At 38.1% G+C, this 17,790-nt stretch carries 19 protein-coding genes and 1 riboswitch; of the genes, 1 reads left to right on the top strand and 18 read right to left on the bottom strand.

Translation table 11 applies throughout. The annotated features are described in order from the left end of the window. Nucleotides 1-437: 437 nt before the first annotated feature. The 12 genes from EO125_RS06760 to thiC all read right to left on the bottom strand — a co-directional run bounded on the left by EO125_RS06760 (nt 438) and on the right by thiC (nt 11,682). On the bottom strand, nt 438-2,174 hold the full coding sequence (locus tag EO125_RS06760; protein ID WP_127148220.1) for a proline--tRNA ligase: 1,737 nt from the start codon (nt 2,172-2,174) through the stop codon (nt 438-440). Between the two features lie 25 nt (nt 2,175-2,199). Beyond that, nucleotides 2,200-3,270, bottom strand: a complete 1,071-nt coding sequence (gene ispG / locus EO125_RS06755) for a flavodoxin-dependent (E)-4-hydroxy-3-methylbut-2-enyl-diphosphate synthase (protein WP_127148219.1) — start codon at nt 3,268-3,270, stop codon at nt 2,200-2,202. 9 nt (nt 3,271-3,279) lie between these two features. Then, entirely contained in the window at nt 3,280-4,299 is a 1,020-nt protein-coding gene (gene rseP / locus EO125_RS06750) for an RIP metalloprotease RseP (RefSeq protein WP_127148218.1), read from the bottom strand. Next, a complete protein-coding gene (locus EO125_RS06745; RefSeq protein WP_127148217.1) occupies nt 4,293-5,453 on the bottom strand; it encodes a 1-deoxy-D-xylulose-5-phosphate reductoisomerase in 1,161 nt (386 codons plus the stop codon). The genes rseP and EO125_RS06745 overlap by 7 nt, the downstream gene beginning before the upstream one ends. Nucleotides 5,454-5,477: 24 nt before the next feature. Beyond that, nucleotides 5,478-6,296 carry a phosphatidate cytidylyltransferase gene (locus EO125_RS06740; RefSeq protein WP_127148216.1) on the bottom strand — a complete coding sequence of 273 codons (819 nt, stop codon included), beginning with the start codon at nt 6,294-6,296 and terminating at the stop codon, nt 5,478-5,480. A 1-nt stretch (nt 6,297) separates the two neighbouring features. Then, nucleotides 6,298-7,065 (bottom strand): isoprenyl transferase, encoded by a 768-nt coding sequence (locus tag EO125_RS06735; RefSeq protein ID WP_127148215.1) that lies wholly within the window; start codon nt 7,063-7,065, stop codon nt 6,298-6,300. Further along, nucleotides 7,037-7,294 (bottom strand): hypothetical protein, encoded by a 258-nt coding sequence (locus tag EO125_RS06730; protein ID WP_127148214.1) that lies wholly within the window; start codon nt 7,292-7,294, stop codon nt 7,037-7,039. The genes EO125_RS06735 and EO125_RS06730 overlap by 29 nt, the downstream gene beginning before the upstream one ends. Next, nucleotides 7,294-7,854: a ribosome recycling factor gene (frr, locus tag EO125_RS06725; protein WP_127148213.1), complete on the bottom strand. Its 561-nt coding sequence runs from the start codon at nt 7,852-7,854 to the stop codon at nt 7,294-7,296. Before frr ends, EO125_RS06730 begins: the two co-directional genes overlap by 1 nt. A 12-nt stretch (nt 7,855-7,866) precedes the next feature. Beyond that, nucleotides 7,867-8,586, bottom strand: coding sequence for a UMP kinase (pyrH, locus tag EO125_RS06720; RefSeq protein ID WP_127148212.1), 720 nt, complete (start codon nt 8,584-8,586; stop codon nt 7,867-7,869). 78 nt (nt 8,587-8,664) lie between these two features. Further along, nucleotides 8,665-9,348: a translation elongation factor Ts gene (gene tsf, locus EO125_RS06715; protein ID WP_127148211.1), complete on the bottom strand. Its 684-nt coding sequence runs from the start codon at nt 9,346-9,348 to the stop codon at nt 8,665-8,667. 121 nt (nt 9,349-9,469) lie between these two features. Beyond that, nucleotides 9,470-10,195, bottom strand: a complete 726-nt coding sequence (rpsB, locus tag EO125_RS06710) for a 30S ribosomal protein S2 (protein WP_062402636.1) — start codon at nt 10,193-10,195, stop codon at nt 9,470-9,472. Between the two features lie 182 nt (nt 10,196-10,377). Continuing rightward, a complete protein-coding gene (gene thiC / locus EO125_RS06705; protein WP_127135238.1) occupies nt 10,378-11,682 on the bottom strand; it encodes a phosphomethylpyrimidine synthase ThiC in 1,305 nt (434 codons plus the stop codon). Between the two features lie 77 nt (nt 11,683-11,759). Further along, a riboswitch (TPP riboswitch) is annotated at nt 11,760-11,868 on the bottom strand. 257 nt (nt 11,869-12,125) lie between these two features. Here thiC and EO125_RS06700 point away from each other — a divergent pair. After that, nucleotides 12,126-13,115, top strand: coding sequence for an Abi family protein (locus EO125_RS06700; protein ID WP_127148210.1), 990 nt, complete (start codon nt 12,126-12,128; stop codon nt 13,113-13,115). 360 nt (nt 13,116-13,475) lie between these two features. On the opposite strand, the gene EO125_RS06695 is transcribed toward EO125_RS06700, so the two are convergent. The 6 genes from EO125_RS06695 to EO125_RS06675 form a co-directional block, all read right to left on the bottom strand. Beyond that, on the bottom strand, nt 13,476-13,895 hold the full coding sequence (locus EO125_RS06695; protein WP_127148209.1) for a hypothetical protein: 420 nt from the start codon (nt 13,893-13,895) through the stop codon (nt 13,476-13,478). Between the two features lie 9 nt (nt 13,896-13,904). Then, nucleotides 13,905-14,288 (bottom strand): D-Ala-D-Ala carboxypeptidase family metallohydrolase, encoded by a 384-nt coding sequence (locus EO125_RS06690; protein ID WP_127148208.1) that lies wholly within the window; start codon nt 14,286-14,288, stop codon nt 13,905-13,907. 10 nt (nt 14,289-14,298) lie between these two features. Further along, on the bottom strand, nt 14,299-14,823 hold the full coding sequence (locus EO125_RS06685) for a phage holin family protein (RefSeq protein WP_240630452.1): 525 nt from the start codon (nt 14,821-14,823) through the stop codon (nt 14,299-14,301). 108 nt (nt 14,824-14,931) lie between these two features. Beyond that, on the bottom strand, nt 14,932-15,078 hold the full coding sequence (locus EO125_RS09870; RefSeq protein ID WP_164726465.1) for a hypothetical protein: 147 nt from the start codon (nt 15,076-15,078) through the stop codon (nt 14,932-14,934). Further along, nucleotides 15,079-15,477, bottom strand: coding sequence for a hypothetical protein (locus tag EO125_RS06680; protein WP_127148206.1), 399 nt, complete (start codon nt 15,475-15,477; stop codon nt 15,079-15,081). Nucleotides 15,478-15,488: 11 nt separating this feature from the next. Then, nucleotides 15,489-17,768 carry a pyocin knob domain-containing protein gene (locus EO125_RS06675; protein WP_127148205.1) on the bottom strand — a complete coding sequence of 760 codons (2,280 nt, stop codon included), beginning with the start codon at nt 17,766-17,768 and terminating at the stop codon, nt 15,489-15,491. Nucleotides 17,769-17,790 lie beyond the last annotated feature (22 nt).

Below are 17,790 nucleotides of genomic sequence, written 5' to 3'. Positions count from 1 at the left end.
TTATTTGAACACATTCATTGTAACAAAGGATGACCTTCTTTTGCTATTTTATTTTCCCACAAACATTTTACACTAACTCGTCTTCTAACACATAATGTGTCTCTTTTGATGTTACATTTAATGTATTATATATTTCTACTAATACTTAGCCGAACCCTTCCATTATTTTCGTATAGCCCATAACTCCACTACTATTGATGTGATACCATATATACTTTGCTATAAAATACTATTTCTTCAACCATTGGAACTGCCATGTATTTTCAGTTAAGATAATTTTATATTACACCATCTTACTAGATTAATCTAGTATTTTATACAATAATTTTCCCTATTTGCACAACTTCATCTTATATTCATTTAACGCAATTAGAAATTACCAAAAAACTGCCCCATCCGTAGATGAGGCAGCTCTTAGTCATATATTCAGTATTTGATTATAAGGTATATCTATCTTTCAACAGACGAAGTAATCCTTGTACGGATGTCGTCACTTCATCGATTTTAACAGTGCTTGTAGAACCATCTTTGCGAACACGCAATTCTACTTCACCAGATTCGATAGTATTTTTACTTACCGTAATACGTACAGGATAACCAATTAGATCAGCATCTTTAAATTTAACACCTGCACGATCTTTACGGTCATCCAATAGAACATCAACACCGGCCTGTTTCATTTCTTTATACAAACGCTCACTTACTTCCATCAAGGCCTCATCTTTCGCATTAATCGGAACGATAACAACCTCAAATGGAGCAATGGCTACTGGCCAGATGATACCATGTTCATCATAGCTTTGTTCAATAGCAGCCGCCAATGTACGGCCTACACCGATACCATAACAACCCATTTGGAATGGCGTTGGGCGACCACCTTGGTTCAATACAGTGGCATTCATAGATTCGGAGTACTTCGTACCCAGTTTGAATACTTGACCTACTTCGATACCTTTGTCGATGCGAAGTGCGCCACCACATTTCGGGCATGGATCGTCTAGGGTAATCAAACGAATTGGTGCCACGATGATGTCATCCACATTGAAATCACGGTTAGGATTGATATTGATATAATGGGCATCTGCTGTGTTAGCGCCGCCACATACATTGTGTAAATTCATCACTGTTTCATCTACTACGATGGCGAACTCTTCTGATTGTGAAAGTCCTACTGGGCTAATGAATCCTGCTGTTAATCCAACACGTGCTAAATCTTCTGGAGTAGCCATTTCTGGTTCAATACCACCATCTACAGCTCGTTGTACAGCGATTTCATTCACTTCATGGTCACCGCGAACAATAGCAAGAATCACTTTGCCTTCAATGTTGTAGACCACTGCTTTGATTGTCTTTTCCAATGGCAATTGCAACATATCGGCTACGGCTTGAATGGATTTCGCATCTGGTGTAGATACAGTTTCCAATGCCTTAGCTTCTTCTGTATCCACTTCCAATGCTTTTGGCTGTCCAATTTCAATATTCGCAGCATAATCACATTTCGTACAGTGAATCACATCTGCCTCACCAGATTCCGCCAATGCCATGAACTCAAAGCTGCCAGAACCACCTATAGCACCATTATCTGCTTCTACTGGTTTACATGTTAAGCCACAACGTTTGAAAATATTCGTATATGCCTCATACATATCCCAGAAAGATTTACTCATACCTTCTTCATCGATGTCGAAGGAATAGGCATCTTTCATAATAAACTCACGGCTACGCATTAAGCCATAACGTGGGCGACGTTCATCGCGATATTTGTTTTGGATTTGGTATAAACTCAATGGTAATTGACGATAGGAATTGACTTCCCCTCGCACTAAATTAGTAACCATTTCTTCATGAGTTGGTCCTAAGCAATATTCACGGCCATGACGGTCAGACATGCGCATCATTTCTGCGCCGTATGCAGCCCAACGACCAGACTCTTCCCATAGTTCACTAGGTTGTAAGATCGGCATCATGATTTCTTGGCTATTGATAGCTTCCATTTCTTCACGAATGATCTCATTAATTTTATGAATACTGCGCCATGCTAATGGTAAATAGGTATATAAACCACCAGCTACTTTACGAACAAAGCCAGCGCGCAACATTAATTGTTGACTGATTACATCAGCATCAGATGGCATTTCACGTAATGTTGGTGCATATAAGCGACTTGCTAACATAACTAACTCCTTTATATTTCTACTTTTATTCTAACGTTAAAAGATATTGATCGATTTCAGCAAACAATGTATCTACTAACTCTTGTTCAGGTACTGTTTTTAACACTTTCCCTTTACGGAAAATAATGCCTTGTCCATTGCCACCTGCAATGCCAAAATCCGCTTCTCGCGCTTCTCCTGGACCATTTACGACACAACCCATCACAGCCACACGAATGGGAGCTTTGATAGATTTCAACCGCTCTTCTACAATATCTGCCATATTGAATAGGTTCACTTGGCAACGTCCACATGTAGGACAAGAAATCATAGTGGCTCCAAAAGTACGAAGTTCTAAAGAGCTTAAAATAGTTTTGGCTACTTCTACCTCATGAATTGGGTCACCAGTTAGAGATACACGGATTGTATCACCGATTCCGTCTGCTAATAGAGTTCCAATACCGATAGCCGATTTAATCGTTCCTTGTTTAATAGTACCTGCTTCCGTTACTCCTAAATGCAATGGATATGGTATTTTACTAGATAATTTGCGGTATGCTTCAATCATTAAAGGTACATCAGTAGCTTTAATGGAAACTTTCATTTGATCGTACTCTAAAGATTCCAAAATGCGAATATGTTCCAAAGCTGTCTCTACCATACCGTCAGCTGTAGGATGTCCTCCGTGAGCATCTAATACATGTTGTGGTAAAGACCCCGCATTGACACCAATTCGAATAGGAATCAATTTAGGTTTGGCTTTTTCTACGACTTTCACCACATTATCGATACTGCCTATATTGCCAGGGTTAATACGAAGACCATCAATACCACTATCGATAGCCTGTAAAGCCAAGCGATAGTCAAAATGGATATCAGCAATCAGAGGAATCATAGCACGTTCCTTGATATCTTTAATAGCTTTGGCTGCTGCCATATCAGGAACAGCTAGACGAACTAATTCACATCCTGCTGTAGCAAGACGATTAATTTCTTCAATAGATTGCTCCACTTTTATAGGGTTCGTAGTAATCATAGATTGAATACTAACTGGTGCATGATTTCCAATATGTACGGTACCCACTTGAATACCTTTTGTCGGTTTACGTTCTATCATAGTATACCTCTAAAATAATCGTAGAATATCTTGGAATGTAGAATATACAAACACTAATAACAATAACCCTACGCCAGTCATTTGGATGTATTGTAACGCTTTTTCTGGCAACTTACGACCTGTAATACCTTCTAGGATTAACAATACTAAATGTCCACCATCTAATACTGGAATTGGCAATAGATTGATGACACCTAGATTTAAACTTAATAAAGCCGTAAATAACAGCAAGCTAATAAAACCATGTTGAGCCACTTGACCAGCCATTTGTGCAACACCGATTGGACCCGCAACATCGCCCTTACTTTGTCCAGTGATAATACTCCATAAGCCTTGTACCATTTCCTTAATAGTAGAGCCTGTATGTGTCACAGCATTCACGGCAGATTCACCAATACCATATTCCTTTACATCTAACACTGGGTTGATACCAATCACAGCACGATCCCCAGATTCGCTAGGAATCACCGTAGTAGATAGGATTTCACCCTGTCTATCTAATGTGATAGATACGACATGATTGCTATGACCTTGTAAGGCTGTTGTAATATCTTTCCATTCTTGGATAGTTTGTCCGTTAATAGATACAATCTTGTCTCCTTTTTGGATACCCGCCGTAGCCGCAGGATTGCCCGCCATCACATCTCCAATAATCGGTTCATGAGATGGTACTGTGGTTCCATGAAAGGCAAAGACAAAAAAGTATATCACGATAGCCAATAAAAAGTTAAATGTTGCACCTGCTGCGATAACGATGAATCGCTGCCACACAGGTTTACTGTTGAATCCACGATCCCCTGCATCTTCCGATGGATCCATGCCTGCAATTTTATTGAATCCACCTAGTGGTAACAACCGTAAGGAGTATAATGTTTCTCCTTTTTTCTTTTGCAGAACATTAGGACCAATGCCGATCGCAAATTCATCAACACGCATGCCACAGGCCTTCGCCGTTAGAAAGTGCCCCAATTCGTGAATCATAACAATAACGCCGAATACGAAGACAGCACCTAAAATTGTAATTAACATGCACTTCTCCTTTGTATTTCTTTTCTAGCTTCTTGTCTAGCCCAGGCATCCATAGCAAGTACATCTTCTATAGATGTAGGTAAGCCATTTTTCATGTGCTCAAGAACGGTAGAAACTACTTCATATATATGTCCATAGGTAATTTTTCCATCCAGTAAGGCATACACAGCCATTTCATTGGCTGCATTGAATACAGCAGGTGCATAACCGCCTTCTTTTCCCACTGTGAAAGCGAGTCGTAAGGCAGGAAAATCATCCCACCGAGGTGCCATAAACTGAAGGTCTAATCCCTTGGTAAAATCTAAATGTTCCATTTGTAATGGATACCGTTTCGGATAGGTCATCGCATATTGGATAGGCTCCCGCATATCTGGATTCCCTAATTGTGCCAACATAGCGCCATCTTTCATTTGAATCATAGAGTGCACAATACTCTGTGGATGCACCACCACATCAATATGGTCATAATCGAAATCAAATAACCAATGGGCCTCAATGACTTCTAGTCCTTTATTAAATAGAGTGGCAGAATCGATGGTAATCTTACTACCCATGTTCCATGTAGGGTGCGCTAAACAATCCTTCGCTGTGGCTCCATAGAGATCTTCTGACTTCCAATGTCGCAAAGCACCACCTGAAGCTGTGATGATTAATTTTTCAACATTACTTCTATCTTGCCCTTCCAAACATTGAAAGATAGCACTATGTTCACTATCAATAGGTAAAATTGACACACCATTGTCTTGGGCAGCTTTTGTAATTAAAAATCCACAAGCTACTAACGTTTCTTTATTAGCAAGTCCAATCGTTTTTTGTGCCCGAATCGCCGCCATCGTTGGCTCAATACCGGCTGCCCCTACTACAGCAGTAACTACCATAGTCGCTTCTGGCAAAGTTGCCGCTACAGATAAGGCTTCTTTACCACCAATAATTTCTGTGGGTCCATCATAGCGTTCTCTTAATTGTATATATGCCTTTTCATCTACAACACCCACCATAATTGGCTTAAATTCAGCTATTTGTTGTTCTAGTAAATCAATATTTCTGTGTGTTACTAAAGCCACTGCTTGAAATTGATCTGGATGTTGACGAACTACATCTAAGGTTTGTGTCCCAATAGACCCTGTGGAGCCTAAGATACTTATAGCTTTCATAAAGGTCTCCCTATAATTAAATCATTACAGCATAAGAATGTATGCCAACACCAATGGTGCAGCAAACAATAGACTGTCAAAGCGGTCTAAAACACCACCATGGCCTGGCAATAATGTACCTGAATCTTTTTTATGTGCTTGGCGTTTTAACTTCGATTCAAACAAATCCCCTAATGGTGCCAATACACCTACAATAATACCAATACCTAAGCCAAAATTAATTGGTAAGCCTAGGCAAATAGCTCCAATCCACCCTGTCAAAATACAACCGATGAAACCACCAATAAATCCTTCTAATGTTTTATTAGGACTAATCGTTGGTACGATGTTTCGTTTACCAATGGCACGCCCTACAAAATAAGCGAAGGTATCACTGGCCCAAATCGATATGAGTACAAGCCAAATGACAGCCGTACCAAAGTCTTCTTGACCTGCATAATAGCTAGTATTTTCATAGATTCTATTATCACGCAACACCATCAATGCCATAAAGCCACTGGTAACATACAACAAACTACTGATCGTAGATTGTACTGTTGGAAGCGTTATTTTCCCGTTGCAGAAGGTGTATTCAATGACCATAGCTAACATCACCAAAATGCCTAGGAATACAGCTAATGGATAATTACCAAACACCAAGGAACCACATACAAGAACTATATAAATCAATCCCCATAGTGGAAGTAATCGACGTTTCATATGACGGAATAAGCTGACACACTCAACCCAACCGATGAATGCCAATACAGACATCACAAGATTAAAAAATAGTCCCCCATAGGTGATGGCAACCGCCAACAAGACAACGCCAATCAAAGCTGTGATGAGACGGGTTTTTAACATATTATTTCTCCTCTTTTAAACCACCAAATCTACGCTCTCGTTGTTGGTATGCCAAGATGGCTTCTTCCAACACCTGGGGCGTAAAATCTGGCCAATGCAAAGGGGTAAACCAGAACTCGGCATAGGCAATTTGCCATAACAAGAAATTGCTAATTCGTGCATCATTACTTGGTCTAATCAGTAAATCCACACGGTCAAATTCTTTTGTATCTAAGTAGGAAGAAATCAATGTTTCTGTAATATCTTCCTCATTGATAACGCCCTTTGCCACATCTTGGACAATCTGTTTTGTAGCTCTTGTGAGTTCGTCACGTCCCCCATAGTTGATTGCTAATTGCAGTGTGATTCCCTTATTATCTTGTGTTAACTCTTCAGATTCTTTGATAATTCCTTGTAACTCTTCAGATAACTTGGTTATATCTCCCACAAAACGAATGCGCACACCTTCCGCATGCATACGTTTTACATTTGAAAGTAAATACTCTTTAATAAGACCCATTAAGAGGCTGACTTCTTCTTCTGGTCGTTTCCAGTTTTCAGTGGAAAAACCATAGACAGTCAATGCTTTCACACCAAATCCTTGGGCTGCTTTCACAATATCTTTTAATACTTCCGCACCTGCGCGATGACCCATACTCCGTGGCATACCTTTACGCTTTGCCCATCTACCGTTACCGTCCATGATAATAGCAATATGTTCTGGAATATTCGCTGGATCTATAGTCGGTCTCTCTTGATGTTTACTTTTCTTCCATAAGTTTTTTAGCATATTGTACCTCACTCGACTGCGCCACATAACTGGCTACCATAGGATGAAAGAGAACTATCTCCCATGTGCCTTCTTTTACTATGACACGGCCTACATAACATTCTTCGGAAGAAATGGAAAAGAACCGATTATAGTTCTTTTCTATTTTTGTAGTAAAAGGGATAGAGGCAGCCTGCAAAAGAGACTGTGCAAGCTGCCATGGAAATCCCAAAATAGATGTATGTTCCATTAGACAGACATAACATCCTTTTCTTTTGTATCGCGAAGTTCATCAATTACTTTGATTTTTTTGTCAGTCAATTTTTGAACTTGATCTTGTCCATCTTTTGACACGTCTTCTGTAATTGTTTTCGCTTTTTCTTCTTTTTTGATCGCATCATTAGCATCACGACGAATGTTGCGGATAGCAACTTTTGCATCTTCTGCCTTTTTGCTGACTACTTTTACCAAATCTTTACGACGTTCTTCCGTTAACTGAGGAATCGCCAAACGAATGGACTCACCATCGTTGTTAGGATTTAATCCTAAGTCAGATGTTAAGATAGCTTTTTCAATAGCACCAATTAGAGTTTTATCCCATGGAGCGATTAAAATCATACGTGGATCTGGAGCAGATACATTCGCTACTTGGTTTACAGGAGTCGGCGCTCCGTAGTAATCAACCATCACAGAATCCAATAAAGATGTATGCGCACGACCTGTGCGTACATTAGCAAATTCATGTTTTAAGGATTCAATTGTTTTGTCCATGCGCGCTTCTTCGCGGCTAATAATTTCTTTAATTTCCATAGTGTTCACCTTTTATTTTACGATAGTACCAATGGCTTCTCCCTTAGCAGCACGAGTGATGTTACCAGGAATATCCATGCTAAATACAACTATAGGAATATGATTATCTTTACATAATGTTGTGGATGTAGCATCCATTACCTTCAATTCTTTGCTGATTACATCCATATATGTCAATTCATCGAATTTTACAGCATTTGGATTTGTTTTAGGATCGGAATCGTATACGCCATCAGCAAATTTTTTCGCCATCAAGATAGCATCTGCTTCAATTTCTGCAGCGCGCAAGGCAGCTGTTGTATCTGTGGAAAAGTATGGATTACCAGTGCCTGCTGCGAAGATAACAATACGACCTTTTTCTAAATGACGAATGGCACGACGACGAATGTATGGTTCTGCTACTTCTTGCATTTCTATGGCTGTTTGAACACGAGTTGCTACGCCCGCATTTTCAAGGGCATCTTGTAATGCGATAGCATTCATCACTGTGGCAATCATACCCATATAATCAGCAGATGCACGATCCATACCTTTAGCACTACCAGATAGACCACGCCAGATATTACCGCCACCAACAACGATAGCAATTTCAATACCACTTTCTTTGGAAAGTGTGGCAATCTCTTGCGCCAATGGTTCTACCACTTGTGGGTTAATACCAAATCCTTGATCTCCTGCTAGGGCCTCACCGCTAAGTTTTAATACAATACGTTTAAATTTACGTTCACTCATGTCCTTCTCCTTATGACGCGTTTCTAACAAATAATTCAAAAATAAGAGAACACTTGCGGTGTTCTCTTATCTCCGTACTTATTTACCTACAGTAGCCATAACTTCTGCAACGAAATCGTCTTGTTTCTTTTCGATACCTTCGCCTAATGCGTAGCGAACATAACGACGTACGTTAATGTTTTCACCGATTTTAGCGATTGCTTCATTAATCATAGCTTGTACAGTTTTTTCACCGTCTTTAATGAAAACTTGTTCTAATAGGCAGTTTTCTTTATAGAATTTTTCAACGCGGCCTGCTACCATTTTTTCAAGAACTGCTTCTGGTTTTGGTTTACGACCTGCTTTTACGTCTTCTTCAGCTTCTACTTTAGCTTGTTCCATCAATACAGCTTTTTCGTGTTCGATTACATCAGCTGGAACGTCTTCACGTTTTAAGTATGTTGGGCTAGCTGCTGCGATTTGCATTGCTACGTCTTTGCAAAGAGCTTGGAAGTCATCAGTTTTAGCAACGAAGTCTGTTTCACAGTTGATTTCTACTAATACACCGATACGTCCACCACCGTGAATGTAAGATGCAACTACACCTTCGGCTGCGATACGACCAGCTTTTTTTGCTGCCGCTGCTAAGCCTTTTTCACGAAGGAAGTCAACTGCTTTTTGGATATCGCCATCAACTTCTACCAATGCTTTTTTAGCATCCATCATACCTGCGCCAGTCATGTCGCGTAATTCTTTTACTAAAGCTGCTGTAATTTGAGCCATGATTTTTCCTCCTATAAATAATTAAGGTAAGACCTTAGCCTTACCTTAATTTTACATCGTTATTACTTATTTATCAATTAAGACTATGTCTGTATATATTGTTAAATAAACTTACAGATTCTTATGCTTCTTCGGAAGCAGTTTCTGTACCGAAAGCGTCTTGTTCACCTTGACGGCCTTCTAAAATAGCATCAGCCATTTTACCAGCTAATAATTTAACTGCACGAATAGCGTCATCATTTGCTGGGATAGGGAAATCAACTTCGTCTGGATCACAGTTAGTGTCCACAGTAGCTACTACAGGAATACCTAATTTTTTAGCTTCTGCGATAGCGATTTTTTCTTTTTTAGGATCGATTACGAAAAGAGCGCCTGGCATTTCTGGCATATCTTTGATACCGCCAAGATATTTTTCCAATTTTTCCCATTCATGACGAAGACGAATTACTTCTTTTTTAGGAAGAACTTCAAATGTTCCATCTTCAGCCATTTTTTCTAATTGTTTTAAGCGTTTAATACGAGCTTCGATAGTTTTGAAGTTAGTCAACATACCGCCCAACCAACGTTCGTTAACGAAGTACATATTCGCACGAAGAGCTTCTTCTTTTACAGCTTCTTGAGCTTGTTTTTTAGTACCTACGAAAAGGATTGTTTTACCTTCTTGAGCTACTTCACGTAAGAAATCATACGCTTCTTCTACTTTTTTTACAGTTTTTTGAAGGTCAATGATATAAATACCATTACGTTCAGTGAAGATGAATTTAGCCATTTTAGGATTCCATCTTCTTGTTTGATGTCCAAAGTGAACACCAGCTTCTAATAATTGTTTAAGTGATACTACTGCCATGTTGGCACCTCCTGTTAAAAAACCTCCGCAACCCTCATCCCTCAGCAAACGCGAAATTGCGCACAGAACTGATAGTCTAGTTGCGTGTGTATTCATACTTGGTTAGTATAGCACAAAATGTGGGGTAAAAGCAAGTACAAAACAACCAACTCCTTAATAGAGTTGGCTGTTTCGTTTCTCACTTATAATATATCGATTTTCTCTCCCTCTAAGGCTTTGTTGATGCTCCGTACAGCGCAGAATTTTCCGCACATACTACAAGCTTCTTTGTGTCCTTCTTCTGGGGCACGGCTTTCACGGATGCGACGTGCTTTTTCAGGATCTAATGCTACTGCATATTGTGCCTCCCAATCTAGTTTTTGGCGCGCCTCTGCCATGCGGTCATCTCGATCTCGTGCATTTGGAATACCTTTTGCAATGTCTGCGGCATGTGCGGCGATTTTGAAAGCCATAATGCCTTCTTTCACATCGTTTTCGTCAGGTAAAGCCAAATGTTCTGCTGGTGTTACATAGCAAAGAAATGCTGCGCCATGCATGGCTGCCACGGCACCACCGATAGCCGCTGTAATATGGTCATAGCCTGGTGCAATGTCTGTTACCAATGGTCCTAGTACATAGAATGGGGCTCCATCGCAGATTGTTTGTTGTACTTCCATGTTGGCTTGTACTTGATTCAACGGTACATGACCAGGGCCTTCTACCAACACTTGCACACCACGTTCACGAGCTCGTTTTGTTAACTCACCCAGACGAACGAGTTCTTCGATTTGACAGATATCTGTGGCATCAGCTAGACAACCTGGGCGGCAGGCGTCGCCAAGGGAAATTGTCATATCATATTCTGCACAAATGTCCAAGATTTCATCATAGTATTCATAGAAGGGATTCTCTTGACCAGTCATAGACATCCAAGCAAAGACTAAACTACCGCCACGGCTGACGATGTTTAATTTTCGTTTGTGACGTTTAATTTGCTCCACTGTATGTTGCGTAATCCCACAATGTAATGTAACAAAGTCTACCCCATCTTCTGCATGGAGACGGATGGTAGAGATAAAATCTTCTGCCGTCAATTCGCCTAAATCTTTCTGATGATGGATAACGCTATCATAGATAGGCACGGTGCCAATCATTACGGGACATTCTTTAGTCAATAGACGGCGAAATACTTTTGTATCACCATGTGTAGACAAGTCCATAATAGATTCAGCTCCTAATGCTACTGCATGATGGACTTTTTTCATTTCTTCTTCGTAGTCTGTACAGTCTTTGGATGTACCTAAGTTTACATTGATTTTTGTACGTAACTTCTGACCAATTCCTTCTGGTTGTAAAGACGTATGATGTTTGTTACACGGAATCGTTACATGACCTTTTGCCACTAATTCTCGTAATACTTCAACATCCATGTTTTCTTTTTCTGCTACCACTTTCATCGCGTCGGTAACAATGCCTTTTTGGGCTGCTTGCATTTGTGTGTAAAACATAAAAAGCTCCTTTCATTACAAAGGAGCCTATTTGGGGTACTCTATACACAAACAGGTATCGACATTACATCGATACCCACATATGTCAGCGTGCTTCCTACGCGGGCATGATCCCGATCAGGTCAAAAGGTCAGGTGCTTCATAGTCCTTTCTCAGCCTATTACATAGGCTCCCTTGCAAATCTAAAATATTTACTTGCTTATAGTATAGCATGGAATGGTGGATTTTTGTAGTAAATCATTGTACTTTATTTTCAAAGTGGTATACTGTAATTAGTTGGCAAGTTTTAGAAACCAAAAGGATTCATTGTTTTAAAATAATTGATTTTTTTCCCTATCCGTAGTATACTGAAGTCACAACGAGTAAACAGTGGACCTGAGGGAACACTGTGGGGACTAAGTTATCTGCGGATGACTTAGTCCCTTTTTTATTTGAGGTATAACATGTCTAAACCATTTCAAACACATAATAAACAATTAAAAATCTTGCGTTCTAGAAATCTAATCATTAAAGATGGATCTAAAGCAAAGTCCATATTAATTCGTGAAAACTATTACCAACTTATTAATGGATATAAAAATATATTCTTAGACCAAGTAAAAACAAAACAACTGAAAAATGACTACTTCAAAACCGGTACTACTTTTGAACAAATTTATGCTCTTTATGAGTTTGATAGAAATATTCGTCATATTTTACTTAAATATATGTTAATATGTGAAAATTCTTTAAAATCAAAAATTGCGTATCACTTTTCTTCTGAACACGGTAAAGAGCCATTTCCATATTTAAATATTAATAATTTCCAGACAAAAAGTTTTGAAAAATCATCTAGTCTAATTGCCTTATTATCTGATGTAACCAAAAATAATACAGATGCCCAAAATAAAACTGGTCCTTTTTTCCATTACTTTCACAATCACAAGGAACTACCATTATGGGTACTAGTAACTAAATTATCGCTAGGACAAATATGTAATCTTTTTTATAATCTCTCTTCAAAGATACAATCTTCTATTATTGATTCTGTACAAAATGAATTTAAACACAATTCAAACCAATATCATAGTTTTATAAGTTCCAATTACATTGAGGATTTTAACAAAGCTATCAATACTATAAAAGCATTTAGAAACATGTGCGCTCATGAGGGCAAAATCTATGACTATATTGCTAAAAATAGAAATGGCAAAGCTATATCTACTTCATTCTTTTATTTGTCATCACCGCCTGCCTATTCTGGAAATGTATATAGTTTAATTTTGCTATTGCGTTTTTTTCTATCTAAAAAGCATTACAAAGCTTTGATTCGACTCATTATATTGGAGATCACTGATTTAGGAAGTGAGCTACCTCCTTCTATTTTTTCTGAACTAGTAAAACGTATGGGCTTTCCTAAAGATTGGAAAACTTCACTAGATCAATATATCTAAAAATAACTATTCTGATTTATTCAGACATTGTATTATGTAAATGAAAAGTACAGATGGGACTAGTTCCTTTTATATATTTTTTCACCAATACACAAAGCACTCCCCGTCAAGGGAGTGCTTTTTCATACTATATTATTATTCTTCCACATCCATGATGGCATTGTGATACACATAACGCACATATTACCATCAACCATTGATATTAAGCTATTCTTGCAAAAAAGGTTGTGCAACGGTTGTGCAACCGTTCCCAAAAACAGTTTTTATTGATAATGTTATAAATTATTTTTTATACGTTACCGAAACATTTTATAGGCTAGTCCTCCTAATAAAAGCACCTCAATAAATCGGTGCTTTTGACTATTTTTCTTGTACTTCTTTATTTCTTCTTTCTGCTCTTCTAAGTATAGATTGGCTTTCTCCAATGAGATTTGCTGCTCTGTCAATTTCTGCTCTTGTAGATTTAATTTCTCCTTGGATGCTCTCAACTGTTCCTTCTGTTCTTCTAATAGCTGCTTCGCTTCTAGTAACGCTACTTTCGATTCGTTCGTTGATAGTTTCGCTACGTTCAACTGCATCTCTAATCTCTCGATTGAGTCTACTTGCTTCTTGTTGATTGTGTTGAGCTCTTCTAAGTTCTTGCTGAGCGTTTTGTATTCGCTTTGTGTTAAGGTCACTTCCTGTTCCGCAAATGTATAACATGGCACAGATAATAGTACCAACGCCAACAGCAAACATAATCGTGTGTTTCTTAATCCATAAAAGAATTGTTTCATACATTTCAACCTCCTAATATTGTTCCCATTCCGCATCATAACCTCGGACATCAATGTGTACAAATTGTAACCCATAATATCTACCAACACCATCTGCACCACACTCTTTGGCAATATCAGCTAATTCATCAATACTAATATCGTCTACCGTAATATCAGCAGCTGTACCTAATACATGTTGAGAGTTAGGAACTCCACCTACCTCACGATTGTGGTCTTCACAACGATATCCACTTTCGATATATACTGGTCGTCCTACACGTTCTCGGATTTTATCCAATACATCTACTAAACGTTTGTCAATAACATGATCTAATACATTTTTCCCATCTACTACATTATGTCGATGACATTTACAGGCAAATTCATAATCCTCAAAATAATTTCCAATTTTCATATATGTCTCCTTATAACTTAAATTTGAACTTACTTTCAATCATGTCTCTGATGGTATCTAAAAACTTTCCCATCATTACATTTCCACCATCACGCATATTTTCAAGGACACTTAAAAATTCTGCTGAGGCTAAATATAACCAAACTAAATTAACTACAAAGGCTTCTTTCCCTGCCATAAAATCAAAGCACCAACCTATGGCTGTGGCAAATACATAGGTCATTACCTTTGTCACAAAGGGTTTTCTCATATGTTTTGATGAAATTAACCCCTTTTCAAAAGCAGGAATGATTGCTACATACTTATCCCAAGCAGATATACTTTCTTTATCTGCTCCCGCTTCTACTAACATCTGATAGGCGATTGCTCCCCATCTAGTCAGCAAATCAAATAAGACTAATAAAATAAACACGCCCAGCACTTGAACGTGTTTTAAATTCATTAGCCATATAGCTGCACTACCCACAAAGGATAGCCCCACCTTTATAATCCATGACTCTACTAGAATATCTCGTAGAGATTCTAAAAATCCCATATCGTATACCATTTTACCTTTTAATACGCCTAAACAATAAAACTCATCAGATCTGGTTTATCTCTAGCTCTGTTCATAATCACTCCTACCATCTCTTTTGAAACAACATTATTCCTCTTTTTTGTCTTCCATATTCATTAAATCATTGTGGATACATCCCTCAGTAGGACAAGTACCATCTTGATTGAGTGTAGCATAACACCACTCGCAAAAGTGCATAACGGGAATATTGGAGTGTACTTCGTAGTTATCCATTTACTTTACCTCCTTAATCTTTGTAACCATTTCCTGTGTTAATTTTTTGTACTGTGCTTGTAAGTCTTCTACACTAACACCGCTTAATGTACGTCTTGCTAGCGTCTGTTCTAATGTTTCAAAACGTTTATCATAGTAGGCTTTAATCTCTGCAATCTGCTCCGCTTTAGTAGGTACTACGGGTTCGGGTACATAGTCGATAAAATTACCGTTGAGATAGCATTTATTATTATAAAATTCATTTTGCATTTCTTGATTACCTACTAGGTAAGTGTAATTCGGATATTGCATTTTAGCAAAACTTAATACTGATTCTTCTGTGTCTCCATGTAAACCTATTAAGTAGGTAGTTACTCGGAGACCTTTTTCATTTAAGACAAAAATATATTTATTCTCCATATAAACCTCCTTTACACACCTATTGCCATATATAGAACAGCACGCCTTGCATTTTTCGCCCCAATGGTTTCAGAAATTGTGACTGATGTTATGTCTAGCTTTTTTGTATTAACATGCGCTATCATCCCATCTGTACGTTGGGAAAAGTGGCTATAAAATATACCAAAACATCTTTTTCTAAATGCAATTGGAAAGGTTGCTGTATATTGCGCTGCTCCTGTTGGATGTAGTATATGTATAGCTCCAAATTGTATAATGACTGTATTTTCTCCTTGCCCAATTAAGATATACATTCCATTGTCTTGCTCTTCTTTTACTTGTACGTTTAACGATTGCCCTATGCTTTCTCCTACATCACTTAATAATTCTTTTACCACCGCCAATGTCGGAGCAAGGCTTGTATTTGTATCTGCCTTATTTGTTGTTAAAAGCTTTAAAACGGTTGTCACATCACTTTTTGTAATGTTTAACCCTTCATTATGTTTTGTTATATCCGTAACGGTTGCATCATAATCCCCATGATAATGCCACGAATCCCATGCAGTATAGAAGGTTCGATAGCAAATATTACAAGGTTTATTACTAGCACCATAGGAATAGAATACTTGTGTAATCTTATTGGTATCACTTTTAATTACCTGTACTACACCGTAGTAGTAAACACGGCTAGAGTTTGGTGCATTTTCCCATCCCCACATACTGGCTGTTGCTTCATACATTCCTGTATCAGTGAGATTATTCCAATCGTTGATACCTGTAGGCATAGGCTTCATACTCATGTATTTGTTAAGGTTATGTGCAGTGGCGTCTACATTATGTTCACTAATTTTAGTGTCAATAGAATTATTTATATCACTTACCTTTCTTTTCCCTTCTTCAATCGATGCTTGTAATGGAGAAATTAAGTCATGCCCAATATCGTTTTTAATAGTTCCTTTTAAGGGGGCAATCAATTCACGATTTATATCATTTTTTATATTCGTTTGAATCGTTTGTAGTTCACCTTTTGTCACCCAGTTAGTTATTTTGCTTTGTAGATCTGTTTGTGTTACACAATTTCCAATTTTACTTTGAAATTCTTCTTTTGTTACCCAATTACTAAGTTTACTTTGTAGTTCTTCTTTTGTTATCCAATTACCAGTTTTGGCTGCTCCAGCTTTATTGGCCCATTCTTTGGCTTTCTGCACCTCTGATGTAGCACTAGACACATATCCTTGCATATCTCTTACAATAGTGGCCGCATAACTTTTATATTCCTGTAATAGCTGATTCACAGTATCCCTCATCGATTCAGCTTCTCTATTCTTATCAAGAATCGATTGTTGCATGCTTTGAATCCCATTAGATATACCCTTTACTTCTTCTATAGCTTGTTCTAAATTGTGTGCATGACCTTCTGCAGCGATTGCCTTTTCAATAACGCTTGCTTTTAATTGATTAATTTCTTCTTTAGTAGCTATAGTAGAGGATTGTATGTTACGTAATTCTGCTATGGAGTTTTCCATAGTTCCGACATAACCCTTTATTTCTCGTGCTTTAGTTTCTACAGCTCCTACACTTTGTAAGATATCACTATTTTTTAATCGTCTTGTAATATCACTTTCTACTTGCTCTAAGCTTTGTAACACGGTCTGCTGTGTAGATCGTATTTCTTGCTTGGCTCTTTCCTTCAATGTTTCAGTATCTCTATCTACACGACTAAGCTTTTCTTTAATTTCACCATACATCGTTAGTGATTCTGTGTGGATTCCATCTATTTGCACTTTAATTCTATCAATATTAGCTTTGGTAGTAGTCATTTCGCTTGTAATACGTTCCACTCCTTCAAATGGATTTTCTACAAGCTCTATGGCATTTCTTTCACGGTTGACCCGTAAATAAGCATTTCCTATTTGTGTAGGAATCACGGTATCAAACTGTTCTGATAGCACTTGTAATGGAATACCCTTATGGTGGCTGCCTAATTCCTGTATCATGCGAACAATCTTATCTAATTGCCCTTGTAATGCTGTATAAATCGGTTCATTAGGTAACTGTAATGTATTATTCCGTGGAGTTTCTCTAGTAAGCAATATACTTTCATTCCTTGCAAGTGGAGTACCATTCTTTGGATACATATATTGTTTACTAGTAGGATTAAACTCAAAATTTGTAGAAACTCGTTTTGTTTTTCCATTACTGATGACATAACCTACAATGTCCTCTTTCCTTGTGAATGAATAGGGATATGCAAAGGTTTTGTTCTGACCATCCCCTTCGTATATGATACTCACTCTTTCATCATTAACCATGTGTGTCTCCTTTCTACAGTAT

The sequence above is a fragment of the Veillonella sp. VA139 genome (genome assembly GCF_003992005.1).
Lineage (GTDB): Bacteria > Bacillota > Negativicutes > Veillonellales > Veillonellaceae > F0422.
This window is presented reverse-complemented; position numbering and strand designations above follow the sequence as displayed.